The sequence below is a fragment of the Streptomyces sp. NPDC050703 genome (assembly GCF_040654435.1).
In the GTDB taxonomy this organism is placed as follows: Bacteria; Actinomycetota; Actinomycetes; order Streptomycetales; family Streptomycetaceae; genus Streptomyces.
This window is the reverse complement of sequence record NZ_JBFAHX010000019.1, coordinates 124,642-148,007: the sequence shown is the minus strand read 5'-3', so window position 1 is coordinate 148,007 and position 23,366 is coordinate 124,642. Positions and strand designations below refer to the sequence as shown.

At 73.8% G+C, this 23,366-nt stretch carries 22 protein-coding genes and 1 pseudogene; 11 read left to right on the top strand and 12 right to left on the bottom strand.

The window, feature by feature from the left end; translation table 11 throughout:
- Positions 1 to 106 precede the first annotated feature (106 nt).
- On the bottom strand, positions 107 to 817 hold the full coding sequence (locus AB0I16_RS19585) for a PepSY domain-containing protein (RefSeq protein WP_363250681.1): 711 nt from the start codon (positions 815 to 817) through the stop codon (positions 107 to 109).
- An 80-nt stretch (positions 818 to 897) separates the two neighbouring features.
- Positions 898 to 1,863, bottom strand: coding sequence for a helix-turn-helix domain-containing protein (locus AB0I16_RS19580; protein WP_363250680.1), 966 nt, complete (start codon positions 1,861 to 1,863; stop codon positions 898 to 900).
- A 193-nt stretch (positions 1,864 to 2,056) separates the two neighbouring features.
- Between AB0I16_RS19580 and AB0I16_RS19575 the strand changes: the two genes are divergently transcribed.
- Entirely contained in the window at positions 2,057 to 3,133 is a 1,077-nt protein-coding gene (locus AB0I16_RS19575) for a saccharopine dehydrogenase NADP-binding domain-containing protein (RefSeq protein WP_363250679.1), read from the top strand.
- Between the two features lie 38 nt (positions 3,134 to 3,171).
- Here AB0I16_RS19575 and AB0I16_RS19570 read toward each other — a convergent pair whose 3' ends face one another.
- The 6 genes from AB0I16_RS19570 to AB0I16_RS19545 all read right to left on the bottom strand — a co-directional run bounded on the left by AB0I16_RS19570 (position 3,172) and on the right by AB0I16_RS19545 (position 7,160).
- The gene (locus AB0I16_RS19570) at positions 3,172 to 3,555 is read right to left on the bottom strand and encodes an STAS domain-containing protein (RefSeq protein WP_363250678.1); all 384 of its coding nucleotides are present in this window, start codon (positions 3,553 to 3,555) and stop codon (positions 3,172 to 3,174) included.
- A gap of 210 nt (positions 3,556 to 3,765) precedes the next feature.
- The gene (locus tag AB0I16_RS19565) at positions 3,766 to 4,269 is read right to left on the bottom strand and encodes an ATP-binding protein (RefSeq protein WP_363250677.1); all 504 of its coding nucleotides are present in this window, start codon (positions 4,267 to 4,269) and stop codon (positions 3,766 to 3,768) included.
- A gap of 197 nt (positions 4,270 to 4,466) precedes the next feature.
- On the bottom strand, positions 4,467 to 5,318 hold the full coding sequence (locus AB0I16_RS19560) for an alpha/beta hydrolase (RefSeq protein WP_363250676.1): 852 nt from the start codon (positions 5,316 to 5,318) through the stop codon (positions 4,467 to 4,469).
- The gene (locus AB0I16_RS19555) at positions 5,315 to 5,908 is read right to left on the bottom strand and encodes a TetR-like C-terminal domain-containing protein (RefSeq protein ID WP_363250675.1); all 594 of its coding nucleotides are present in this window, start codon (positions 5,906 to 5,908) and stop codon (positions 5,315 to 5,317) included. The genes AB0I16_RS19560 and AB0I16_RS19555 overlap by 4 nt, the downstream gene beginning before the upstream one ends.
- Before the next feature lie 96 nt (positions 5,909 to 6,004).
- Positions 6,005 to 6,457: a pyridoxamine 5'-phosphate oxidase family protein gene (locus AB0I16_RS19550; protein ID WP_363250674.1), complete on the bottom strand. Its 453-nt coding sequence runs from the start codon at positions 6,455 to 6,457 to the stop codon at positions 6,005 to 6,007.
- A 73-nt stretch (positions 6,458 to 6,530) separates the two neighbouring features.
- A complete protein-coding gene (locus AB0I16_RS19545; RefSeq protein ID WP_363250673.1) occupies positions 6,531 to 7,160 on the bottom strand; it encodes a glyoxalase in 630 nt (209 codons plus the stop codon).
- 115 nt (positions 7,161 to 7,275) lie between these two features.
- Between AB0I16_RS19545 and AB0I16_RS19540 the strand changes: the two genes are divergently transcribed.
- Together AB0I16_RS19540 and AB0I16_RS19535 are read left to right on the top strand one after the other, a co-directional pair.
- Positions 7,276 to 8,025, top strand: a complete 750-nt coding sequence (locus AB0I16_RS19540) for an alpha/beta hydrolase (protein WP_363250672.1) — start codon at positions 7,276 to 7,278, stop codon at positions 8,023 to 8,025.
- Positions 8,022 to 8,531: a hypothetical protein gene (locus AB0I16_RS19535; RefSeq protein WP_363250671.1), complete on the top strand. Its 510-nt coding sequence runs from the start codon at positions 8,022 to 8,024 to the stop codon at positions 8,529 to 8,531. The genes AB0I16_RS19540 and AB0I16_RS19535 overlap by 4 nt, the downstream gene beginning before the upstream one ends.
- 172 nt (positions 8,532 to 8,703) lie before the next feature.
- On the opposite strand, the gene AB0I16_RS19530 is transcribed toward AB0I16_RS19535, so the two are convergent.
- Positions 8,704 to 9,051 (bottom strand): STAS domain-containing protein, encoded by a 348-nt coding sequence (locus AB0I16_RS19530; RefSeq protein ID WP_363250670.1) that lies wholly within the window; start codon positions 9,049 to 9,051, stop codon positions 8,704 to 8,706.
- Between the two features lie 173 nt (positions 9,052 to 9,224).
- Here AB0I16_RS19530 and AB0I16_RS19525 point away from each other — a divergent pair.
- From AB0I16_RS19525 to AB0I16_RS19510, 4 genes and pseudogenes are all read left to right on the top strand, one after another.
- Positions 9,225 to 9,485 (top strand): annotated as a pseudogene (locus AB0I16_RS19525) (TetR/AcrR family transcriptional regulator); the annotation flags it as partial.
- A gap of 206 nt (positions 9,486 to 9,691) precedes the next feature.
- Entirely contained in the window at positions 9,692 to 11,164 is a 1,473-nt protein-coding gene (locus AB0I16_RS19520) for an aldehyde dehydrogenase family protein (RefSeq protein ID WP_363250669.1), read from the top strand.
- 27 nt (positions 11,165 to 11,191) lie between these two features.
- Positions 11,192 to 12,763 carry a GMC oxidoreductase gene (locus AB0I16_RS19515; protein ID WP_363250668.1) on the top strand — a complete coding sequence of 524 codons (1,572 nt, stop codon included), beginning with the start codon at positions 11,192 to 11,194 and terminating at the stop codon, positions 12,761 to 12,763.
- The gene (locus AB0I16_RS19510; protein ID WP_363250667.1) at positions 12,760 to 14,223 is read left to right on the top strand and encodes an amino acid permease; all 1,464 of its coding nucleotides are present in this window, start codon (positions 12,760 to 12,762) and stop codon (positions 14,221 to 14,223) included. The genes AB0I16_RS19515 and AB0I16_RS19510 overlap by 4 nt, the downstream gene beginning before the upstream one ends.
- On the opposite strand, the gene AB0I16_RS19505 is transcribed toward AB0I16_RS19510, so the two are convergent.
- Positions 14,178 to 15,278: a YncE family protein gene (locus AB0I16_RS19505; protein ID WP_363250666.1), complete on the bottom strand. Its 1,101-nt coding sequence runs from the start codon at positions 15,276 to 15,278 to the stop codon at positions 14,178 to 14,180. The genes AB0I16_RS19510 and AB0I16_RS19505 overlap by 46 nt on opposite strands.
- A complete protein-coding gene (locus tag AB0I16_RS19500; protein WP_363250665.1) occupies positions 15,272 to 16,561 on the bottom strand; it encodes a hypothetical protein in 1,290 nt (429 codons plus the stop codon). The genes AB0I16_RS19505 and AB0I16_RS19500 overlap by 7 nt, the downstream gene beginning before the upstream one ends.
- A 247-nt stretch (positions 16,562 to 16,808) precedes the next feature.
- On the opposite strand from AB0I16_RS19500, the gene AB0I16_RS19495 reads away from it, so the two are divergent.
- Positions 16,809 to 18,911, top strand: a complete 2,103-nt coding sequence (locus tag AB0I16_RS19495) for an MMPL family transporter (protein WP_363250664.1) — start codon at positions 16,809 to 16,811, stop codon at positions 18,909 to 18,911.
- A gap of 100 nt (positions 18,912 to 19,011) precedes the next feature.
- On the opposite strand, the gene AB0I16_RS19490 is transcribed toward AB0I16_RS19495, so the two are convergent.
- Positions 19,012 to 19,344 (bottom strand): hypothetical protein, encoded by a 333-nt coding sequence (locus AB0I16_RS19490; protein ID WP_363250663.1) that lies wholly within the window; start codon positions 19,342 to 19,344, stop codon positions 19,012 to 19,014.
- Positions 19,345 to 19,763: 419 nt separating this feature from the next.
- On the opposite strand from AB0I16_RS19490, the gene AB0I16_RS19485 reads away from it, so the two are divergent.
- The 3 genes from AB0I16_RS19485 (at position 19,764) to AB0I16_RS19475 (ending at position 23,275) form a co-directional block, all read left to right on the top strand.
- Entirely contained in the window at positions 19,764 to 20,381 is a 618-nt protein-coding gene (locus AB0I16_RS19485; RefSeq protein WP_363250662.1) for a histidine phosphatase family protein, read from the top strand.
- Positions 20,382 to 20,537: 156 nt separating this feature from the next.
- The gene (locus tag AB0I16_RS19480; RefSeq protein ID WP_363250661.1) at positions 20,538 to 21,740 is read left to right on the top strand and encodes an FAD-dependent monooxygenase; all 1,203 of its coding nucleotides are present in this window, start codon (positions 20,538 to 20,540) and stop codon (positions 21,738 to 21,740) included.
- Complete coding sequence (locus tag AB0I16_RS19475; RefSeq protein WP_363250660.1) at positions 21,740 to 23,275, top strand: hypothetical protein; 1,536 nt, start codon at positions 21,740 to 21,742, stop codon at positions 23,273 to 23,275. Before AB0I16_RS19480 ends, AB0I16_RS19475 begins: the two co-directional genes overlap by 1 nt.
- Positions 23,276 to 23,366 lie beyond the last annotated feature (91 nt).

The window sequence follows — 23,366 nt, the reverse complement described above, 5'->3', positions numbered from 1 at the left end:
AAGGACAACTACCCGGAGGTTCGCCGATTCCTTCAGAACTACGGTCAGACGGTCCGCGACGGCCGGCCCGTGGCCCGGGGTGCGGGCCGTCGTGGGCGCGGGGCCGTCAGTCGCGGTCCACGTGCTCCCGGAGGACCTTGCCATCCTTCGCGTCGATGTCGTAGGTCGTCTTGTTCCAGTCCTCGCTCGTCACGACGTCGACGGACCACATCGGACCGCCCTTGTCGGTGTCGTCGAGTTCGATGGAGGTGACGGTGCCCTTCTTCTTGTCCGTGGCGGTCTTCGCGGCCTGCGGCGCGGTCACGGTGGCCTGCTTCAGCCAGTCCGCGAGCTCGCGCTTGTCGTCGGCGTCCTGGTCGTCCTTGGCGCGCGACTGGCCGGCCTTGCCGGTGACCGCGTCCACGCGGACGGTGTGCTCGGTGCCGTCGTCCGTGGCCACCTCGGCGTCCCACCCGGGGCTGTCCGGCGGGCCCTTCAGCTCGATCGAGACGGGCTTCGACTTCGGCACGGCCGCCACGGCGGTGCGCAGCGCCTTGTCGTAGCCGACCTTGGCCTTCGGGACGAGGTCCTTGCGCTCGGCCTGGTCCTCGGTGAGGTTCGCGCCGCTCTCCGTGGCGGAGGTCGCGGCCGGGGGTGAGGTCGCGGGGGCCTCGGCCGCCGCCTCGCCGGCGCCGGTGCTCGGGCCGCTGTCGTTGTCTTCGCTGCCGCAGCCGGTGAGCAGGGCCCCCGCCACGGCGGCGGCACACAGCACCCCGGCGCCGCGCGAGACGGCCGGGCTCCGGCGCCGCCGAGCAGAACTGCTTCGTTTTGTAACCATATGAGCACGTTAAGCGAAATGTCCTTGACCTGCCTGTCGCCCCGGCCGGTGCGGCGGCCGAGCCGCGCGCCGGTGCCCGGTCAGCCGTCGGCGTCGGCGTCGGCGCGCGGCCGTGTGCGGAAGGTGCGGCGGTAGGCGTCGGGCGGAACGCCCAGGGTGCGGTTGAAGTGGCGGCGCAGCGTCGTGGCCGTGCCCATGCCCGTGGCCGTCGCGATGGCGTCGACGCCGCGGTCGGTCCGCTCCAGCAACTCCTGGGCGCGGCGGATGCGCTGCGTCAGCAGCCACTGGAGGGGCGTGGTGCCGGTCGCCGCCCTGAAGTGCCGGCCCAGGTTGCGCGCACTCATGCCCGCCCGGCGCGCCAGGTCCTCCACGGTCAGCGGCTGGTCGAGGCGTTCGAGCACCCAGGGGAGCAGGGTGGCGAGCGCGTGCTCGTCCCCGGCCGGGACCGGCGTGGCGACGAACTGGGCCTGGCCGCCCGCCCGGTGCGGCGGCACGACCAGGCGGCGGGCGACGGCGTTGGCGACGGATGAACCGTGGTCGAGGCGGACCAGGTGCAGGCACAAATCCATGGCCGCGGCCTTGCCCGCGGAGGTGAGCACGCTGCCTTCGTCCACGTACAGGACGTCCGGGTCGACCTCCACCTCGGGGTGGCGGGCGGCCAGGGCTTCGGTGTGGGCCCAGTGCGTGGTGGCCCGCCTGCCGTCGAGGAGACCCGCGGCGGCCAGCACGAACGCGCCCGTGCACAGGGAGGCCACGCGCGCGCCCGCCTCGTGGGCGGCCCGCACGGCGTCGACCAGGTCGGTGGGCGGGGCCACGTCGACGTCGGCCCAGCCGGGGACGATCACCGTGTCCGCGCGCCGGAGCCGGTCGAGTCCGTGCTCGGGCCGGAGGCGGAAGCGGCCGACCGTGACGGCCGCCGTTCCGCAGATGTCGAAGTCGTACCAGGGAACGGTCACCGCGGCCGGCGGGGCGTCGAACACCTCGTGGGCTATGGCGAGTTCGAAGTGGAGCATTCCGTCGGTGACGGCCAGGGCGACTGAGGGCATGTCCGTAATTGTACGCAGGATGTCGTTCCGGACACTCACGGCGGAGCGCCCGTCCGCGCCACGATGGACCCGGCCGATCAGCCAGTAGGTCGGTCCACGGCACAGGGGCACCGACCCAGGCGACCGGCACAGGCAACCGGCACAGGTGCACCAGCGCAGACGCACGAACACAGACACCCACGGGAGAGCACTCATGTCATCGGGCCACAAGATCGCCGTCTACGGCGCATACGGACACACCGGCCGGTTCGTGGTGGCGCGGCTGCTCGACCGCGGCTTCGTCCCGGTCCTCACCGGCCGCGACGCGGCGAAGCTGCGGGCCCTCGGGGCCGAGAACCCGGGTCTCGACATCCGCCCGGCGAGCGTCGGCGATCCCGCGGCCCTCGACCGCGCCCTCGACGGCACCGCCGCCGTCATCAACTGCGCGGGCCCGTTCGCCACCACGGCCGCGCCCGTGATCGAGGCGGCTCTGCGCGCGGGCGTCCCGTACGTGGACGTGGCCGCCGAGATCGAGGCCAACGCCGACACCTTCGCGCACTTCGCGGACCGGGCCGAGGCCGCGGGGACGGTGATCGTTCCCGCCATGGCGTTCTACGGCGGCCTCGGCGATCTGCTCGCCACCGCGGCGATGGGCGACTGGACGTCGGCCGACGAGGTGCACGTCGCGTACGGGCTGAGCAGCTGGCACCCCACCGAGGGGACCCGTGCCGCGGGGCGCGTGTCGAGGGAGCGGCGCGACGGGCGCCGCCCGCGGTACACCAAGGGGCGCCTCGAATACCGCGACGACGCGTCACCCGTCGTGCGGTGGGACTTCCCCGAGCCGCTCGGCACCCGGGAGGTCGTCGGGGAGTTCACCATGGCCGACGTCATCACCGTGCCGAGCCACCTCTCCGTACCCGAGGTGCGGACCTACATGGCGGTCGAGGCGGCCGGGGACCTGGCCGCCCCCGACACCCCCGCGCCCACCCCGGTCGATGGGCTCGGGCGCTCCGACCAGACGTTCCTGGTCGACGTCGTCGTACGCTCGGGCGGGAGGGAACGGCGCGCCGTGGCCAGGGGCCAGGACATCTACGCCGTCACGGCGCCGCTCGTGGTGGAGGCGGTCGACCGCGTCCTCACCGGGCGCACCAGGAGGACGGGGGTCGCCTCCGCCGGCGCGATGTTCGACGCGTCCGACTTCCTCCGTGCGCTGTCCCCGCACATCGAGATCGACGGGCCGCGCCGCGCCACCGCGCCCGACGGCCGCACGCCCGCGGCGTCGCGGGGCTGAACACCGCCTTGCGACGCCCCGCCCCACGACGCCGCGGGTCACGTCCGCACGCGGCCGTTCCTGGCCGCCTGCTGCCGGGGCCGGGGCGCCGTCAGATGGTCGAGGGTGCCGGTCAGTTCGAGGAGGCGGTCCAGGCAGACGGGGCGGTGGTCGAGCCGGAGGGCGACGCCGTGGGCGTCCGCGCACCGGCGGACCGTCAGCAGCGCCGCGAGGCCCATGGAGTCGACGAACGTCAGCTCGGCCATGTCGATACGGAGCTGCCGCACCTCGTGGCCGCCCTCACGGACCAGGTCGAGCTGTTCGGTGACGGAGGAGACGAGGGTCTCCGTCACTCCGTACTCCAGGTTTCCGCCGAGATGGACGGTGACGACGCCCTGCTGGATCTCGATGTGCAGACTGAGGCGGGAGACGGGGCGGATCATGCGTTCTCTCCGGTGTCAGGACTCGGTGGCCAGGTGCCGGGGCCGAGTGATACGGCAACAGTCCCTCTCCGGGAACGCGCCCGGTGCTCCATCGCGCGGATTCCACCCCACGGAATGGATATATGCGGCGGCGAAACGCACCGCGCGCGCGAAGGCCGCGTGTGCGTTCGATCGATATGAGGGGGCGGAGGGGCGGGGCGCCGACGGCGGTCAGGCCGCGGGGCCGCTCGGCTCCTCCACGTCGATCGCGTCCGTCAGCGACAGCAGCGCGGTGATGACCTTGCCGTCGTCCTGGAGGACCAGCGTGACCGTCTCGGCCAGTTCGCGCACGAGCGACCAGCCGTAGCCGCCCTCGCCGTCGGCGATGCCCTCGCCCGCGCCCAGCAGCCCCCGGCGGTGGATCGGCGTCGCGGGCAGGTCGGCGGATCGGTCGCCCACGGAGACGCTGATCGCGTGGGCCCAGGCCCTGACCTGGAACAGGGTGACGCCTCCGCCGTGCCGCAGCGCGTTGGTGAACAGTTCCGACACCACGAGGAGGACGTCGCCCTGGATGCGCTCCCCCACCGCGGCACCGCCGCGGTCCACCCGCTCCCGCAGGACGCCCATGACGTACCCGCGCGCCTGGCCCGCCGTGGCGGGCAGCGGCGAGGCGGCCGGCAGCGATGCCAGTATCGCGCTCTCGCACGGCCTGTCGGACGGCGCATTGAGACTCACGCGCGGACTCCCTTACCGGGCCGGGGAAGGAACGGTCGATGTCCCCGTGGGCGGCGACTCCCCGGGCCCAAGGAGAACGCGCCGGTGACAAGAGTGGTGCCGGGGGGATTGTACGTAATCAAGCCACCCTTCGAGCGGCGGCCCGCGGCACTGGTGTCCGAGGATTCCGCCGCGCGCGGCCCTCCGCCCTCCGGTGCCTACGGCCGCAGCAGCTTCCGCAGGCGCTCCCCGAACTCCGCCGGGTGCGTGGTCAGGCCGACGTGCCCGCCGGGGAAGTCCTCGGGCTCCGTACCGAGGCGTCCGGCCAGGCAGGCCGCCGCACGGTGGGGCAGCTCGCCGCGGGAGTCCCTGCCGCAGGCGACCACGAGCCGGTCCGTCAGCGTCTCCAGGAGGGGGACATCAGGGGCGTACCGCATGAAACGGGGCACGATGCGCCCGATGAAGTACGGCAGGTCGGCCATCGTCCGCTCCGCTCGTGCCGCCGCCCCCGGTGGCAGCGCGGGCCGGGGGTCCCGCCGGGCGCCGCCGTCCTCCTTCGCGGTGCCCTCCTTGCCGAGCCCCGCGGCGAACACGGCCATCGCCGGCCTGAGCCCCTCGGCCAGGAAGGTCTCCTCCACACGCGCGACGAACGCCCGCTGCTCGGCGGCGTCCGGCAGGACCTCCACGACCGGCGGTTCATGCGCCACGACCCGCGCGAGGCGTCCGGGACGCGTGGCGAGCAGGTGCAGGGCGGTGATACCGCCCGAGCTGGCACCGAACACCTGGGCGGGTTCGCCGGGCGACAGCAGGTCGACGAGACGGTACGCGTCGTCGGCGTGCTCGGCCACCCGCTGCTCGGATGCCGGGTCGTCCAGCGGGCTGCGGGCCAGGCCGCGCGGGTCGTAGGTGGCGACCGTGTGGTCGGCGGCCAGGTCGTCGGCGATGCCGTCGAAGGCCGCGGCGCCGCCCGAGCCGCCGGGGATCAGCAGGACGAGCGGGCCCTCGCCGCGCACCTCGTAGTGCAGGGTCGCGCCGTCGACGCGGAGGGTGCCCGTGGTCGGTGCGGTCATGAGGCGTCTCCGTCCCGGCCCGCCGGCCAGTGCTCCAGGGTGGCGTGGAGCGCGTCGAGGGCACGCTCCCAGGACCGCTGCGGCGCGCGCTCGTGGCCGAAGCCGCCGGCGGACTCCAGGGCGACGAAGCCGTGGAAGGTGCTGCGCAGCAGGCGGACGGCGTCGGTCAGGTCGGGCTCGGCCAGGCCGTAGCCGCGCAGCATGCCGTAGGTCAGTTCGACGGCTCGGCGCGGTCCCGGCGCCCGCGCGGCCAGTTCGGGGTCGATCCGGATGCGGATCTGCGTCGCCGCGTAGCGGCCCGGGTGCCGGTGGGCGTAGTCACGCCAGGCGTCGGCGAACGCCACCAGCGCGTCCTTGCCCGCCCTGCCGACGGTCGCCTCGGCGATGCGGAGGGTCTTCTCGTCCGCCGCGAGCAGCGCGACGCGTCCGCGCAGGTCCTCCAGGCCGCGCACGTGCGAGTAGAGGCTCGCGTCCTTCACACCGAGCCGGCTCGCCACGCGCGCCATCGTCACCTGGTCGAGCCCGGCCTCGTCCGCCAGCTCGGCGGCGGCGAGAGTCACCCGTTCCGCCGTCAGTCCGGCCCGCACCATGCGTCCTCCTCATTTTCCTAGGAGCCCTAGTTATATCCTAGGGCTCCTAGGTGAACAAGGTTCGGGCCCGCTGCCGGCCGCGCGCCCCTCCCGCCGTCAGCCGAGCCAGCGGCCCTCGCGCATGAGGTCGCGCCCGGCCAGCTCATTGGCCTCGCGCCAGGCCTGCATCCGCCGCGGCACGATCCGGAAGTACTGGTAGGGCTCGCCGAGTGCACGCGGGTCGAACCCGGTCCTTGCCGCGAACGCGTCGCCCGTGGCGCCGAGGTCGGCGGTGGCCACCGGCTCCGCGGTGCCCTCGACCGCGACGACGTCGCGCGTCGTCCCGAGGCCGAGCCTGACCCGGCCGTCGGCCAGCAGGTTGCGTCCGGTGATCGAGGCGCGCGGCGTCGAGACGACGAACGCGGTCCCGTCCCAGAGGTAGGACAGCGGGACGAGGTGGGCGCCGCCCGCCGATCCCGCGGTCGCGATCCACAGGTCGACGTCGTTCTCCAGTCGCGAGCGGGTGTCCCGAAGCCTCTCTCCGAGCCCACGCGGCGGCGCTGCCGTCATGTTCGCGTCCTCCCCCGACCGCGCGCGGAACCCGTCCGCGGCGGAACCGTTCCGCTACGGGGACAGTGGCACATCACGGCGCGGCCGTCAGTGCGGCGGCCTCCCACTCGAAGCCGTCCGGGTCGGTGAACGCCGCGGCGCCGCCGCCGCCGATCACGATCCGGTGCGATCCCGTCCCCTCGGGCGGGACCCCCGCGTCCTTGGCGAGCGCACGGCGGCGGTAGAGGGCCAGCTTGACGGGGCCCGGCCCGGCGTCGAACTCGACGTACACGCGGCTGAAGCTCTTGGCCACGGTCAGGCCCCGCTCCACGTAGAACCGCTTGCTGGCGGCGATGTCCGCGACGCCGAGCAGCAGCACGATCTCGTCGATGCGCCCGGTGGCGGGGCCGTCGTCCTTCTTCTCCGACGTCGCCACCTTCCAGATCGTCCCGTCCGGGGCCTGGACGACACCGCCGTAGCCCCAGAGGGACTTGGCTGCGGGCTTCAGCGGTGTGGCGCCCGCCGCGAGGGCCGCGTCGATGAGGCGGTCGACATCGGCGGGCCGGGACACGGTGAGCGACAGCGTGAACCCGCGGAAGCCGGTCGTGGCCGCGTCGGAGGCCCGCAGACGTATCTGCGATTCGAGCCCGAAGGCGGTGGTGTAGAAGCGGCGGGCGGCCTCGGGATCGGCCACGGTCAGGGTGACGGATGCGATGGTTTCCATGCCCCTGACGCTAGTGACGGGCCGGTGGCGGGCGCTTCTCGAAAACTGACCGTTCGCTCCGGCACCGGGTCACGGGCTCCTGGCACCGGACCGGCGGACGAGCGATGGTGGTGGAGTGGATCATTCGACAGAGGCCGGACTCTTCACCCGCCGCTACGGGCCGCCGCCGGGCGGCGGCACACGGACCGTCGTGCTCGTGCACGGACTCGGGCTGTCGGGGCGGTACTTCGTGCCGCTCGCCCGGCGGCTCGCCGCGGGCGGCGCGTCCGTGCTGGTGCCCGACCTGCCGGGCAACGCGCGGTCGCGGGCCGCCGCGCGCCGCGCGCCCGCCGTGGGGCAGGCGGCCGACGCCCTGGCCCGCTGGCACGCGCATCTGTCCCTCGGGCCGAGCCTGCTGGTGGCCAACTCGGTGGGCGCCCAAGTGGTCGCCGCCCTCACCGCCCGCCACCCGCGCCTGGTGAGCGGGGTGGTGCTGGTCGGTCCCGCCCTGGAGCCCGGTGCGTCCGCCCCCCGCCTCTTCGGCCGGCTCGTCGCGGACGCGCCCCGGGAGACGTTCTCGCTTCTCGTGCTGGCCGCGACGGACTACCTCCTGACCGGTCTCCCCCGCTGCGCCGCGTCCTTCCGGCACGCCCTGCGCGACGCCGCCGAGTCATTCGAGGGGAACCTCCGCGACGTGCACGTGCCGACGCTGGTCGTACGGGGAGCGGGTGACACCATCGCGTCCGGCACCTGGGTCCGGCGCGTGGCCGCTCTGACCGGCGGACGCGTCGCCGAGATCCCCGGCGCCGCGCACGCGGCCCACTACACCGCGCCGGACGCCCTGTCCGCGCTGGTCCACGAGTTCACGGCGGGAGAGCCCGTATGACGTCATCGAGGGCGCCCGGGACCTCGCGGCAGGACGAGCGGCGGAAGCGTCCCTCGCCCTGGCTGCGCCTGCTGCCCGGCATCTCCCCCAAGCGCCGCGGCTTCATCCTGGCCTGGTGGGGGTTCGCCCTCACCTTCGGCGGGATGCGCCTGCTGACCTGGCTGATCCACATCGACGCGGCGGGGGTCGGCGACCTGCAGGCGGGCGGGGTGCACCTCCATCACTACGTGTGGGGGATCGTGCTCCTCGCAGCGGTCGGCGCGGCGGGTCTCGGCGACCGCTCGGCACGGACACGCGCCTGGATGGGCCTCGCCTACGGGGTGGGCCTCGCCCTGGTCGTCGACGAGGCGGCGCTGCTGATCAGCCTGGAGGACGTGTACTGGGACACCGAGGGCGGCGTCAGCATCGCCCTGGCCATCGCGGTGATCGCCGTCGCGGGAAGCGTGCTCGCGATGACCCGCGGGCGGCGCGCCTCCAGGGACGAGTCGGCCTCGGCCAGGAAGTGAGTCGGCCACCTGAAGGGCCCGGGGGGTCGGGGGGGCGTGCCCTTCAGGTGGCCCGGTTCACCGCGGGACTCAGCGCGGTTCACCCACTCCACGCATACCGTGTGCCCCCGCCTTCCCCTGTTACGCACCCGCGTCTGCCGCCGGTCGGGCATCTCGCGCCCGTGGGCGAACGTCAGCCGGTGCCGCCGGGCCGCCGGCCGCGTTCGACGAACGGCAGGAGCCCGCGCAGCCGGACGCGGTCGAGGGTCGCGTGGACGCAGTCGCTCGCCCCGGTCAGCGCGAGGCCGCCGCCCGCGTGAAGGGCGGCGTGCCGCATGCCGAGGAGGGTGTAGAGGCTTCCGGCGTCGCACCAGGTCACCCCGGTGAGGTCGATGAACAGGTGCCGCCGGCCGGCTGCGAGCGCCGCGGCGACGGTGTCGCTGAGCTTGCCGACGTTCAGGACATCCAGCTCACCGTCGAGCGCCAGTTCGAGAGTCGCCGGGCCGGCGGGCGGGACGCTGCGGATGGCCAATCGGTCCATGCCCGCATCATGCACCCATCCGGCCGAATCCACGCCGTGCCGACGCCGCGTCCTCACCGGCGTCCCCGCCGCTCGGACGATCACGACCCGGCACCCGTGTGTGCCCGGCGTTGCTGTCGATGTGCGCCGCGGCGGCCTCCGCGAGGGCGTCCGGCACGCTCCCGGCCACGCCGGCGCCCGCCCCGCGGCAGTACGAGGACTCGATGCGGCTGCGGCACGCGGAGGTCCTGGCGGCGGTCATCGCCGCCGGCCCCGGCCCGGCAAGGACCACGACGGCCCGCCGGACCATCGCGCGTTTCATGGCCGACGCCTACGCGCCGGCCCGCGAGGCGGACGACCCCGATGCCGCGGTCGACGAGACCTTCCTGATGATCGAGGCGGCCTGGAAGGCCACGCGCCCCTCGCGGGACGCTGACGGCCCCCGCACGGCGTGACCCTCCCGGCGATCACGCCGTAACCGCGTCCGGCCGGCTCCCCCCCGAACCCGGTCGTAGCCCAACCGAGTCACATCTTTGCCCAACACTCTCCCGCCCGGTGCGTCCGCGTGGCCCGTGCGAGGCGGGCCGACGATGTTGGTGACCGGTGTGCGTGCCGGTGGGGCCCGTGGCACCGGACAGCCACGCGAGCGAGGGAGCCCACGATGCCGGAACTGTTCGTCGACGGGGAGTGGACCGGCGCCGCCCGCGGTGCGCGGCGTGACGTGGTCAATCCGTACGACGCCTCCGTCATCCAGCAGGTCGACGACGCGGACGAGGGCGACGTGGACCTCGCCGTGCGGGCCGCGCGGCGGGCCTTCGACCGCGGCGACTGGGCGTCGGCGCCCACCAGGGAGCGGGCCGACGTGCTGCACACGGTGGCGCGGCTGCTGCTGCGCGACCGGGAGGAGATGGCCCGCGTCGAGAGCCTGGACACCGGCAAGACGCTCGCCGAGGCCCGCATCGACATCGAGGACGTCTCCAACGCCTTCCGCTACTTCGCCGAGATCGCCGACAAGGACGGCGGCCGCGTCGTGGACGTCGGCCCCGACGTGCTGAGCCGCGTCACCTACCACCCCATCGGCGTCTGCGCGCTCATCGCGCCCTGGAACTACCCGCTGCTCCAGGCCTCCTGGAAGGTCGCCCCCGCCCTGGCCGCCGGGAACACCTTCGTCCTCAAGCCCAGTGAGACGACACCGCTCTCCACCCTCCACATGATGCGGCTGATCGCCGAGGCGGGAACGCCCGCCGGGGTCGCGAACCTCGTGCTGGGGCCGGGCGCCACCGTCGGCGCGGCGATGTCCGCGCACCCCGACGTGGACCTGGTCTCGTTCACCGGCGGCCTGGCCACCGGGCGGCGGATCATGGAGGCGTGCGCGCCGGGCGTGAAGAACCTCGCCCTGGAACTCGGCGGCAAGAACCCCAACGTCGTCTTCGCCGACTGCGACTTCGACGCCGCCGTCGACCACGCCCTCGAAGCGTCGTTCCTGCACTCCGGGCAGGTGTGCTCGGCCGGTTCCCGGCTGCTCGTGGAGGACTCCCTGCACGACCGGTTCGTGGAGCGGCTCTCCGCCCGCGCGCAGACCATCCGGCTCGGCAACGGCCTCGACCCGACGACCGAGAGCGGCCCGCTCAGCTCGGCGGAGCACCGGGCGAAGGTCGAGGGGTACCTCGACGTCGCCCGCGAGGAGGGCGCCCGCCTCGTGTGCGGCGGCCGGCGGCCCGACGACCCCGAGCTGGCCGACGGCTTCTTCCTGCTGCCCACCGTCTACGCCGACTGCGACCGCTCCATGCGCATCGTGCAGGAGGAGGTCTTCGGTCCGGTGGTCACCGTGGAGCGCTTCCGCGACGGTGACGAGGACCAGGCCGTGGAGCTGGCCAACGACACCCGGTACGGCCTGGCGGGCGGCGTCTGGACCAGCGACGCGAGCCGCGCCCAGCGCGTCGCGGCCAAGCTGCGCCACGGCACGGTCTGGATCAACGACTTCCACCCCTACGTGCCCCAGGCGGAGTGGGGCGGCTTCGGCCGCTCCGGCTTCGGCAGGGAGCTGGGACCCACCGGCCTGCGCGAGTACCAGGAGGCCAAGCACATCTACCAGAACCTGCGCCCTGCCCCCTCCGGCTGGTTCAAGGGCTGAGCGGGCACGGCGAGAGGACGGGCGGACATGGACGACGAGACGACGACCACCTACGACTACGTGATCATCGGCGGCGGCACGGCCGGCTCGGTGCTCGCGGCCCGGCTCAGCGAGGACCCCGCCTGCCGGGTGTGCGTGGTGGAGGGCGGCCCCAGCGACGTCGGCGACGACCGCATCCTGAAGCTCCGCAACTGGATCAACCTGCTGGGCGGTGAGTTCGACTACGGCTACACCACCGAGGAGCAGCCGCGCGGCAACTCCCACATCCTGCACTCCCGGGCCCGGGTGCTCGGCGGCTGCTCCTCGCACAACACCCTGATCAGCTTCCTGCCGTTCCCGCAGGACCTGGAGGAGTGGGTGGCGGCCGGGTGCGAGGGCTGGGGGCCCGAGACGATCCTGCCGTACCGTGCGCGGCTGCGGAACACGATCGTGCCCGTCGGCGCCGCCGACCGGAACGCCATCGCCGAGGACTTCGTCACCGCCGCGTCGTCCCGGCTCGGTGTGCCGGTCGTCGAGGACTTCAACGCCCGTCCCTTCACCGACGGCACGGGCTTCTTCTCGCTCGCCTACGAGCCCGCGACGAACAAGCGCTCCTCCGCCTCGGTCGCGTATCTGCATCCCGTGCTCGACCGGCCGAACCTGACGCTGCGTCTGGAGACCTGGGCCCACCGGCTGCTGCCCGACAGCGAGGGCCGCTTCACCCGTGTGCGGGTCCGCGACGCGCACGGTCTGGTGTCGACACTGGAGGCCGACGCCGAGGTGCTGCTGTGCGCGGGCGCCATCGACACCCCCCGCCTCCTCATGCTCTCCGGCATCGGCCACGCCGACCAGCTCCGCAAGCTGGGCATCGAGGTCCGCGCGGACCTGCCGGGGGTCGGCGAGAACCTGCTCGACCATCCGGAGTCGGTGATGGTGTGGGAGACCAGGGGTCCGCTGCCGCCCAACTCGGCGATGGACTCCGACGCCGGTCTCTTCCTGCGCCGCGACCCCGCGAGCGGCCCGCGCCCCGACCTGATGTTCCACTTCTACCAGGTGCCGTTCACCGTCAACACGGAACGGCTCGGCTACCCCGTGCCCGAGCACGGCGTCTGCATGACCCCGAACGTGCCGCGCGCCCACTCGGTGGGGCGCATGTGGCTGCGCAGCGCCGATCCGACGGTCCACCCGGCCCTCGACTTCCGCTACTTCACCGACCCCGAAGGGCACGACGAACGCACGATCGTCGACGGCCTTCGCATCGCCCGCGAGGTGGCCGCGACGGCGCCGCTCGACGCATGGCTGCTGCGGGAGGTGGCGCCGGGACCGCAGGTGACGTCCGACGCGGACCTGTCCGAGTACGGGCGCCGTGCCGCCCACACCGTCTACCACCCCGCGGGGACCTGCAAGATGGGCGCCGAGGACGATCCGATGGCGGTCGTGGACCCTCAGCTGCGGCTGCGCGGACACGACGGCCTGCGCATCGTGGACGCGTCCGTCTTCCCCACCATGCCGACCGTCAACCCCATGGTGACCGTGCTGCTGGCCGCCGAGCGCGCGGCGGACCTGATCAGCGCCCGGCCCGGCCCCGGGGCCGAGGTCCCCGACGGGGGCGGCCGGTGACCACCGCTTCCGGCGCACCGGACGGCACCGCGGGCACCGCCCCGGGCCACGAGGAGTCGGAGTTCCGCAAGGACATGGGCCCGTGGGCCAACTTCGCCCTGGGGTTCACCTACCTCTCCCCCGTGGTGAGCACGTACACCCTGTTCGGCACCGCCCTCGCCGACGGCGGCCCCCCGATGATCTGGGCCTTCGTCATGGCGGGCTGCGGGCAGTTCCTCGTCGCGCTGGTCTTCGGCGAGGTCGTCGCCCAGTACCCGGTCGCGGGCGGCGTCTACCCGTGGGCGCGGCGCCTGTGGGGCAAGCGCTGGGCGTGGATGACCGGGTGGGTCTACCTGTGGGCGCTGCTCGTGACGATCACCAGCGTCGCGTACGGCGCGGGGCCCTACATCGCGATCCTGCTCGGCTTCCGGCCCACCGTGCACACCACCGTGCTGTGCACGATCGCGCTGATCGTCGTCTCCGTGCTCATCAACTACGCCGGGACGAAGGCCCTTTCGTGGGCGGCGCTGATCGGCTTCGGCGCGGAGCTGCTCGGCGCGCTCGCCGTCGGCGTCATCCTGCTGACCACGCATCGCTTCCACGGTCTCGGTGTCCTCTTCGACGACTTCGGCGCGTCCGGCGACGGTTCGTATCTGCCGGTCTTCCTGGGCGCGGCCATCATCGGCTTCTACCAGTACTACGGTTTCGAGGCCTGCGGGGACGTCGCCGAGGAGGTCGAGCACCCCGGCGAGGTGATCCCCAAGGCGATGCGCCGCACCATCTACGTCGGCGGGGCGGCGGCGACGTTCACCTGCCTCACCCTGCTCCTCGCCGTCGTCGACTACCGGGCGGTGATCTCGGGGAAGGACACCGACCCGGTCGTCAGGGTCCTCTTCGACGCCCTCGGCGAGGCGGGCGCGCGGACGGTGATGGCCGTCGTCCTCATCTCCTTCCTGTCCTGCACGATCAGCCTCCAGGCCGCCGCGGGTCGGCTCATCTACTCCTACGCCCGCGACGAGATGATCATCGGCCACCGGCTCCTGCGGACGTTCTCCGAGGCGCGCGCGGTCCCCCCGTACGCGCTGCTGATCGCCGCGGTGGTGCCCGCCCTGATCGCCGTCGGTTCGCTGATCTCGGAGGATGCCCTGACGTCGATCGTGTCCTTCGCGATCCTCGGCATCTACGGCGCCTTCCAGATGGTCGTACTCGCCGCGCTGCGGGCCCGCCTCAAGGGCTGGAGACCGAGCGGCGCGTACCGCCTGGGCCGCTGGGGCCTGGTGGTCAACATCGGAGCGCTGGCCTACGGGATCTTCGCCATCGTCAACATCTGCTGGCCCCGCACGCCGGACGCCCCCTGGTACGACAACTGGATCGTGCTGTTCAGCGGGGGCGTCGTGGTGGCGGCCGGGCTCCTGTACATGTTCACCACCCACCACTACGGGCGCAGCGACGCCCCCGCCGACAGCGCGGTACCGGACTGAGCCGGACCGGGCCGGGCGGAAGCGGGTGCCCGCCGCCAGGCCGGCAGCAGTACCGAGACGTCCGGTTCGGAGCCGGTGCCGAAGCCGCCGACGACCGTCAGGCGGTCGAGGTCGACGACGGCGATCCTGTCGAGGTCGAGCAGGGACACGTGGGCCAGCGACTTGTCGGGGTGGATCGACACGGCGGCGGGGACGCCGTCGAGCCGCAGGGTGCGCAGGGGCCGCAGGTCGGCGGTGGCGCACACCGTCAGGGTGTTGCCGACGATGTCCGTCACCAGGAGCCGCTCGTCGTCGAGGGTGTAGACCCGCAGCGGGTCGCCGCCCACCTTCCTGCTCCGCCGCACCTTCATGGTGCGCGCGTCGACGGCGACCAGGGCGGAACTCTTGCGGGCGCCGACGAACAGCGTCTTCTCGTCCGTGCTGAGGCAGGCGCTCTCCGGCAGTTGGCCCGGGGTCACGAGGACCGGCGGCGCGGCGGCGTCGTGCGGCCTGACCAGGCTGACCGTGTGCGACAACAGGCCGGTGACGTAGGCCCGTTCACCGTCGCGGCTGAGGGCGAAGAGGTGGGTCTTCACGCCCTGCGTCGGCACCGCCCTGACCGGCGCCCGGTCGGTGGCGGGGTCGTCGAAGCCGAGCAGCACCGCCTTCTCCTCGCTGAGCGCGTACAGCCGGTCCCTGCCGTCGATGCCCATGCCGTGGATGCGGTGGAACGGGCGGGTGTCGATGGTCCGGGACAGGGTCCGCTCGGCGAGGTCGATGACGAAGACGGCCGCGCCGCCCTCCCCGACGGTGGAGGCCATGCGGACGCCGTAGTGCCCGACGTAGGCGAAGCGGCGCCGCGAGTCGACGACCATCTCGTGCGGGTAGTCGGGCAGTCGCACCGTCCGCAGGCGGCGACCGGACGCGACCTCGTAGAAGCTGACCGCGTGGCCGCTCTTCTCGACCACCAGCAGCACGTCGTCACCGGAGGGCGCGGCTGCCGCGGCCCGCGATGTCAGCCCGGCCGCCAGCGTGCCGCCGCCCGCCGCCTTGATCACCGTACGCCGCGTCACCACGGTCGCTCACCCCTGTCGTTCCCCCACACGAACACGTCCGTGACGCCGTTCGTGTCGCCCGGCACGAAGTTCTCCTCGTCGAACCCGGCGAAGACGACGGTGCGCGCGCGGGAGTCCATGCGCGCGTCCAGGGCGTTGCCGGGCCCGCCGTCCCTGTCGGGGGAGACCAGGACCTCGGTGCCGGTGCGCAGGTCGCGGACGTACTCGGGGTCCTCGGTGGTCAGGAACGGCTTGGCGTCCAGGAGGAGCTTCGTCCCGTGGGCGGAGACCCCGTCCACGGACACGACGCCCTCGGGCCCCGGCACCTTCGCGTCGACGCGCTGGACGGCGCCGGTGCGCAGGTCGCGGACGAACGGGTTGCCGCCGTCGTTCGGGTCGGGTTTGGGGACGAGGTTGCGCGCGCCGGAGTCGAAGGCGAGCGTGGAGCCGTCAGCGCTGAGCAGCGGGTTGGTGGCGGCGCCGGTCGCGGGAGCGCCGTCGTGGGTGGTGTCGGCCTGCGTCGTGACGCCGGTGTCCCTGTCGTGGACGTAGAGGTCGGACCAGTCGCCGCGCGGCGGGTTGCCGTGCACGTACTGGTAGGCGACCTTCGTTCCGTCGGCGCTCAGCGACGGCGCACGGAAGCTGCGGAATCCGTCGTCGGGTCCCGCGGGGATGCTGACGCGTTCGGTGTGCCGGGTGCGCAGGTCGCGTACGTAGACGGCGTGGGCGCCCTCAGGGCCGGGGCCCGTGCCGTACACCGCGAACGCCACGGTGCGGCCGTCGGCGGACAGGGCGGGCGCATGGCCGTCGGCGTGTTCCGGCGCGAGGCCGACGTCGGCGCGCTCGGAGCGGCCCGTGCGCAGGTCGCGGACGATGACGGCCGAGCGGGGGCCGTCGCTCGCGCCGTAGGCGACGTACCGGCCGTTCGCGCTGAGCACGGGCGCGTGGATCTCGCCGCGCGGCTCGACGACGCGCTTGAGCCCGCCGCCCCGCAGGTCGCGTACGAACAGGTCGGACCGGCCGTTGTCGTCACCCCGTACGAGGTTGGTGGCCGCCGAGGTGAAGGCGGCGACGCGGCCGTCGGCACTGACGACCGGCGAGCCGGACGCGCCGTCCGCGGGGCCGCCGTCGACGGCGACGCTGAGCAGTCCGGTGGCCGGGCCCCGGCCCGGCGAGGCCGCGCCCCCGGCGGGTGCGGCGAGGGCCGCGGGCGGGATCGCGGCCAGGAGCAGGACGGCGAGGGCGCCGCCACCGGCCGCCCGTACGCCTCTGCCGCTCGGACTCTTCCGTCTGGTTCCGGCCATGCTGCCCCCTGGACGGCGCGCGCCCCCGCCGTGTGCCGGGGCCCAGCGGTGATGCAAGCGCACACCGGGTTGCCGGGTCAATCGGGGGGAACATGTACAAGCCGCGCCCCGCGGGCCCCGGCCGTCCCCGTCCGGACCGGGGCACGCCGCCCCGCCGAGCACGCGGGAACGGTATACAGGCTGCTCACCGGGCTCCTACCGAAGGCCCGGCATCCCCGCACGATCCGGCCCTCGGCCTAGGAGATACATGTCCGCTGGTGCACGACTCGCCCGCCGGCTCGTCCCCGTCCTCCTTCTCGTCGCCTGGCTCGGCATCGGCGGAGTGCTCGGCCCGTACGCCGGGAAGCTGGGCGAGGTCGCCACCAACGACCAAGCCGCCTTCCTGCCGCGGAACGCCGAATCCACCCGGGTCATCGACGCGCAGCGCGCCTTCGACCAGGAGGAGACACTGCCCGCCGTCGTCGTGTGGACCGCCGACGGCGACGAGCGGGCGCGGCGTCTGACGGCCACGCAGAAGGAGGCCGCCTCCCGCGCCCTGCGCTCGCTGGACGGCTCCCCCGGCACGGCGGGCCGCGCGTCGCCCGCCCTGGCGGCCGAGGACGGCCGCGCCCTGCAAGGCGTCGTGCGGCTGCGGCCCGACCTGGGGGACGGACTGCCCGACGCCCTGGAACGGATCGAGAAGGCGGCGGCGCGGGTGCCCGGCACCACCGCGCAATTGGCGGGCCCCGCGGCGAGCCAGGCCGACCTGTCCGACGCCTTCGCGGGGATCGACGGCATCCTCCTGGGCGTCGCCCTGGTCACCGTCCTGCTGATCCTGCTGCTCGTCTACCGCAGTCTGCTGCTGCCGTTCGTCATCATCATCGGCGCGGTGTTCGCGCTGGGACTCGCCTGCGCGATCGTCTACGCGCTGGCCGACCACGGCGTCGTACGCGTCGACGGGCAGGTCCAGGGCATCCTGTCGATCCTCGTCATCGGCGCGGCCACCGACTACGCGCTGCTGCTCACCGCGCGCTTCCGCGAGGAACTGGCGCTCGGCGGCGACCGGGTGACCGCCATGCGCTCCGCGCTGCGCCGTTCGGCGGGGCCTGTCGTCGCCAGTGGCGCGACGGTGGCGCTCGGCCTGCTCGCCCTGCTGCTCAGCGATCTGACCAACAACCGGGCGCTCGGCCCTGTCGGTGCCATCGGCATCGCCTGCGCGGTCCTGAGCGCGCTGACCTTCCTGCCCGCGGCGCTGCTCCTGCTCGGGCGGACCGCGTACTGGCCGGCCAAACCGCGCGCCGCGCGGGAAGGTTCCGCCGGGCACGGCCTGTGGCGCAGGGTGGCCGAGGTCGTGGACCGGGCGCCGCGCAAGGTCTGGGCGTGGACGCTCGCCGCGCTCTGCGTGTGCGCCGCCTTCGCCCCGACGCTGAACTCCAAGGGCGTCCCCCTGGACGAGATCTTCGTCAACGACGCGCCCTCCGTGGCGGCGCAGCAGACCGTCGGCGAGCACTTCCCCGGCGGCTCCGGCAATCCGGCCGTCGTGATCGCCGACGCCTCGCGGCTCGACGCGGTCACCGCCGCGGTGCAGGGGACCGAGGGCGTGGCCGAAGCCTCGGCGGTGACCGCGTCCGGCCGCCCGGGAGCGGGCGAACCCCTCGTGGTCGACGGCCGCGTACGTCTCGACGCCACGCTGGAGGACCCCACCGACAGCGACGCCGCCAAGAAGACCGTGGTACGGCTGCGCGACGCGGTGCACGCGGTGGACGGCGCCGACGGTCTCGTCGGCGGCTACACCGCCCAGCAGTACGACACCCAGCGGACGGCGGAGCACGACCGCACGCTGATCATGCCGGTCGTCCTGGCGATCATCGTGGTGATCCTGGTCGGGCTGCTGCGCTCGCTCCTGATGCCCCTGCTCCTGGTCGCGACGGTCGCCCTCAACTTCGTCGCCACCCTCGGCGTGTCCTCGCTGGTCTTCCACCACGTGTTCGGATTCAGCGGCACCGACGCGTCCGTGCCCCTCTACGGCTTCGTCTTCCTCGTGGCGCTCGGCGTGGACTACAACATCTTCCTGATGTCCCGGGTGCGCGAGGAATCCGCGCGGCACGGCACGCGCGAGGGCGTACTGCGCGGCCTGACGGCGACCGGTGGCGTGATCACCTCGGCCGGTGTCGTCCTGGCCGCGACGTTCGCCGCGCTGGGTGTCATCCCGCTCGCGTTCCTCCTGCAGATCGCGTTCATCGTCGCCTTCGGCGTCCTCCTCGACACCCTGGTCGTACGGTCCCTGCTCGTGCCCGCGCTGGTCCGCGACATCGGCGACACCGCGTGGTGGCCGGGGCGGCCGGGGAGCACGGCGACCCGAGAAGAGTGAGACGACCCGAGGGGAGTGAGGCCCTGACCGCCCCTTCGACCGGTTGCGGGGTCCTTGCCGCCTCCCGCGACGGCAAGGGCCCCGCCCGCGAGGGGTGCGGTCAGGTCTCGATGAGCCGCAGGGTCTCCATCTGGTCCCAGCCGCGGGAGACCACCCGTTCCCGCAGGCCGAGTGCGGAGGGAGCGCGCAGGAGCAGGCACTGCGGCGGCTGGAGGTTGTTGGCGAGCGCGACGAGGATCTCCAGGGCGCTGTTGGCGAGGTAGTGCACTCCCGTCAGGTCGACGGTGATCTCCTGCGTGCGCAGGCTCTGTTCGGCGAGGGCGATGGCCAACGGCCCCTTGTGCGTGCCGATGACCTCGCCGAAGAGGCAGACGCCGGGCGTAGTGCTGGAAGGAGTGATGAGGAGAAGCTCGTCGGCGAAATAGCCGCGCATGACCGACCCCGGATGCAGTGCACCGATGGAGGGACGCGCGACAACAGGGAACGATCGTCCGAGGGGCGTGCCCGGGCCCGGTGCCATGAAGCGGGTGCAGAGTCCCGCTGGACGCAGCCGCTGGCGGAGGGGCCCAACTCCGGGCCCGAGAGATCGCCGGAACTCCACCGCCGCGCTGACGACTGCGGGGATTCCACGGACTATTCCACACACTACCGCAACGGCGTCGGCGCCGTGGAGCCCACTTGGGCCATTCATGCAAGTGGCTGGAATCCGCTCTCCCTTCAGGACCGGCTCGTCCGCACGCTGCCGAACTCGGTGTCCGCCGGAACCCACGAGGCGGACGCGGCGTCCACCAGAGCACAAGATCACTGACTCGACGGTGGACCCGCGGCCCCGTGGACCCGAAGGAGTGCGGCATGACAGGCACAGGCACCCGCTATCTCTACCTCGCACGGCACGGCGAGGCGGTGCCCGACGAGAGCGGGCTGACCGAGGCGGGACGGCGGCAGGCCACCCTGCTCGGCCGGCGCCTGCGGGACGTGCCGCTCGCGGCCGTCCACCACGGCCCGCGGGCACGGGCACGGCAGACCGCGCACCTCATCGGCGACCAGCTCGACGGCGTCCCGCTGCGCGTCGCGGAAGCGGCGGACGACTTCGTCCCGCACGTGCCCGAGCGGGACGAACTCCCGCCGGACGCGGCGGACCTCTTCCTCCGCTTCCTCGAAGGCGCCCACGCCGACGAGCGGGGTCCCGTCCTGGCCCGGCGGGCACTGGCGGAGTTCACCGGTCCCGTGCCGGGTGACGAGGACCGGCACGAGCTGGTCGTGACGCACAACTTCCTGATCGCCTGGCTCGTACGGGACGCGCTGTACGCACCCGAGTGGCGCTGGCTCGGACTCAACCACGCCAACGCCGCACTGACCGTCATCCGCTACCCGCCCGACCGTCCCGCCTCCCTCCTGGTCTCCAACGACATGCGCCACCTGCCCGCCGAACTGCGCTGGACGGGCTTCCCGCCCGAGGTGCGCGTCTGAACGCGGCACGGGGCCGACACCCCGCGTTGACAGAGATCTGTCGACATGCTGCTATAGGTCGCCACTCGGACGGGTCTGTGCCGAACACACGTCGCACGGGCACCGCCACCACTGCCACTTGACCGGGGATGGCGCCCCGAACCGGAGCGAGGATTCATGCCGCAGCGCGCCGCGACCATCGTCGGCGGCGGGATCGGCGGCCTCGCGACCGCCGTCGCCCTGCACCACAGAGGATGGCGCGTAGAAGTACGGGAACGCGCCCCCGAGTTCACCGAGGTCGGCGCCGGCATCTCCCTGTGGCCGAACGCGCTGCGCGCGCTGGACGCGCTCGGACTCTCCGACACCGTCCTGTCCCTCGGAGCCGTCGAGCACGGCGGCGGCGTACGCGACCGCCGGGGCCGCTGGCTCTCCCGCACGGACAACACGGACCTCCGGCGGCGCTTCGGTCACCCGCTGACGGTCCTGCACCGCGCGGACCTGCTCCGGGTGCTCGCCGACGCGCTGCCCGCCGACAGCCTGCGGCCCGGCAGCGAGGTCACCTCGGTCCGCGAGGAGGAGGCCGGTCCTGGCCAGGACCACGGCCGCCTCGTGGTCGAGCACGGGGACGGTGAGTCGCTGCCCGACCTCGTGGTCGGTGCCGACGGGCTGCGCAGCGCGGTCCGGCGGGCCCTGTGGCCCGACGCACCGTCACCCCGGTACGCCGGTTACACCGCCTGGCGCATGGTCACCGAACCGCTGGCCGAACCGCCCGCCGAGGGTGCGGCGACCTGGGGGCGCGGGGAGAGGTTCGGCTACACGGCGCTGCCCGGCGGACGGATGTACTGCTTCGCGACCGCCACGCTCCCCGCCGGGACCGCCTCCGCCTCCTCCGAGCACGCCGAACTGCTGCGCCGCTTCGGCTCCTGGCCCGCGCCGATCCCCCGGCTGCTCGCCGCCGTGCCCGAGAAGGCGGTGCTCCGGCACGACCTGTACGAGTTGCCTCCGCTGCCCGCCTTCGTACGGGGCCGGGCCGCGCTGCTCGGCGACGCCGCGCACGCCATGACCCCGAACCTCGGCCAGGGCGCCTGCCAGGCGCTGGAGGACGCGGTGACGCTGGCCCACTGCCTGGACGGCACCGCCGACGTGGCCGCCGCCCTCCGCTCCTACGACCGGCAGCGCCGCCCGCGCACCCGGATGGTCACCCGCCGCTCGGCCCGTCTCGGCAGGCTCGGCCAGTTGGCTTGGGAGCCCGCGGTGTTCGCGCGTGACCTCGCAGCCCGGCTGACGCCCGCCCGCGTGACGGTGCGGTCCATGGCCCCGGTGCTGGGCTGGACCGTGCCCGGCGGCCGGGTCACCTCGCCGGAGAGCGGGGACCACTGATGCCGGACTGGACGTACCACCCGCTGCGGGGCGTGGCCGCCGCCGTCATCGGCCGGCGCCGCTCACAGCTCACCGCGCTGCGGATGCTCGCCTCGATCGGTGCCCGCCCCGCGGGCGCGCGGCTGATCGCCCGGGGCTTCGGCCACCGGCATCCCCCGCGGCACCTCGCGGGTGAGGTGGCCGGTGTGCCCGTGGCGGTCCGCCTCGGCATATCCGTGCCGCCCTCGCTGGCCCGCGAGACGGTGCGCGCCATGCCGCCGCTCGGGGCCGGTGTCGTGGAGGTGGGGCCGGTCGCGGCGGCCGACGTGCGGACCGTGCGCGAGGCCGCCGCGGGCCGCTCGATACCGGTGGTGGTCCGCGACTGCGGCCCCGCACTCGAAGCGGCCCTCGCCCCGCACGTCGACGGGTTCACACGGGGCGACGATCCGCGCGTGGTCCGGGTGTCCGACGCCTCGGTCACCGCCGCCGCCGCGGTGCTCGACGATCCGGGTGCCGTCGTGCTCGCCCGCCCCGGGGTGCTCGTGGCGTCCGGGCCCGGCTGGTTCGCCCGCGTCACCGAGGCGGCCACTCCCACCGCGCCCGCCCCGGCCCTGCGGGACGTCGGCCGGTCGCCCCGCCGCTGGCCCGCCTGGTGGTGGGCGCTGCTCGTCGGGCTCGGCATGACCGGCGCGGGGCTCGGTGCCGCGGCGATCACGCTCGGTCCCGTACTCCTCTGGTACGACCGCGACTACCTGGGCATGACGCTGCACGAACTGCACGGCGTCAACCACCATCTGGTGCACTTCCTCCAGCACGACCGGATCACCATGGCCGGCACGATGGTGTCGATCGGCGCCCTCTACACGGGGCTGGCGGTGGGGGGCATCAGGCGCGGCCGGCCGTGGGCCCGCGAGGCGTACCTGGCGTCGGGGGCGATCGGCTTCCCCACCCTCTTCTACTTCCTCTCCACCGGCTTCGTGGAGCCCCTGCACACGGCCACCGCCGTCGTGCTCTTCCCGATGTTCCTGGCGGCGGTCCGCCGTCGCCCGCACGCCGTGCCGCGCTGGCGGCTCGTGCCCGAGGGGCCCGAGCCGGAGCGTCGGCGGGCCCTGGTCGGGCAGTTGTTGCTGATCGTCACGGGAGCGGGGCTGTTCGTCGGCGGGGCGGTGATCTCGGTGGTCGGCCTCACGAGTGTCTTCGTACCGGCGGACCTGACGTTCCTCGGCACGGACGCGCGGGCGCTGGACGCGGTGAACCCCAGGATCGTCCCGTTCCTCGCGCACGACCGCGCGGGGTTCGGCGGCGCCCTGATGTCCGCCGCGGTGGCCATCGTCCTGGTCAGCGCGTGGGGGTGGCGGCGCGGCGAGGCCTGGGTGTTCTGGAGCCTGGCCGTGGCAGCGGCGGCGGGCTTCCTGCCGGCCGTGGTGGTGCACGGCACGATCCACTACACCGACTTCGTCCACCTGGCCCCGGTCTACCTCGGCATCGCCCTGACCGGAACGGGACTCCTGCTGGCGCGGCCCTACTTGTGCGCGAAGGCGCCGGCGGACCGCTGAGCGCGGCCGGGCGGGTCCCGAACCTCCGGGCCGGGACCCGTGCTCAACGCGGAAGCCCCGCCCCGCGGTTGCGGGACGGGGCTTCGCCGGA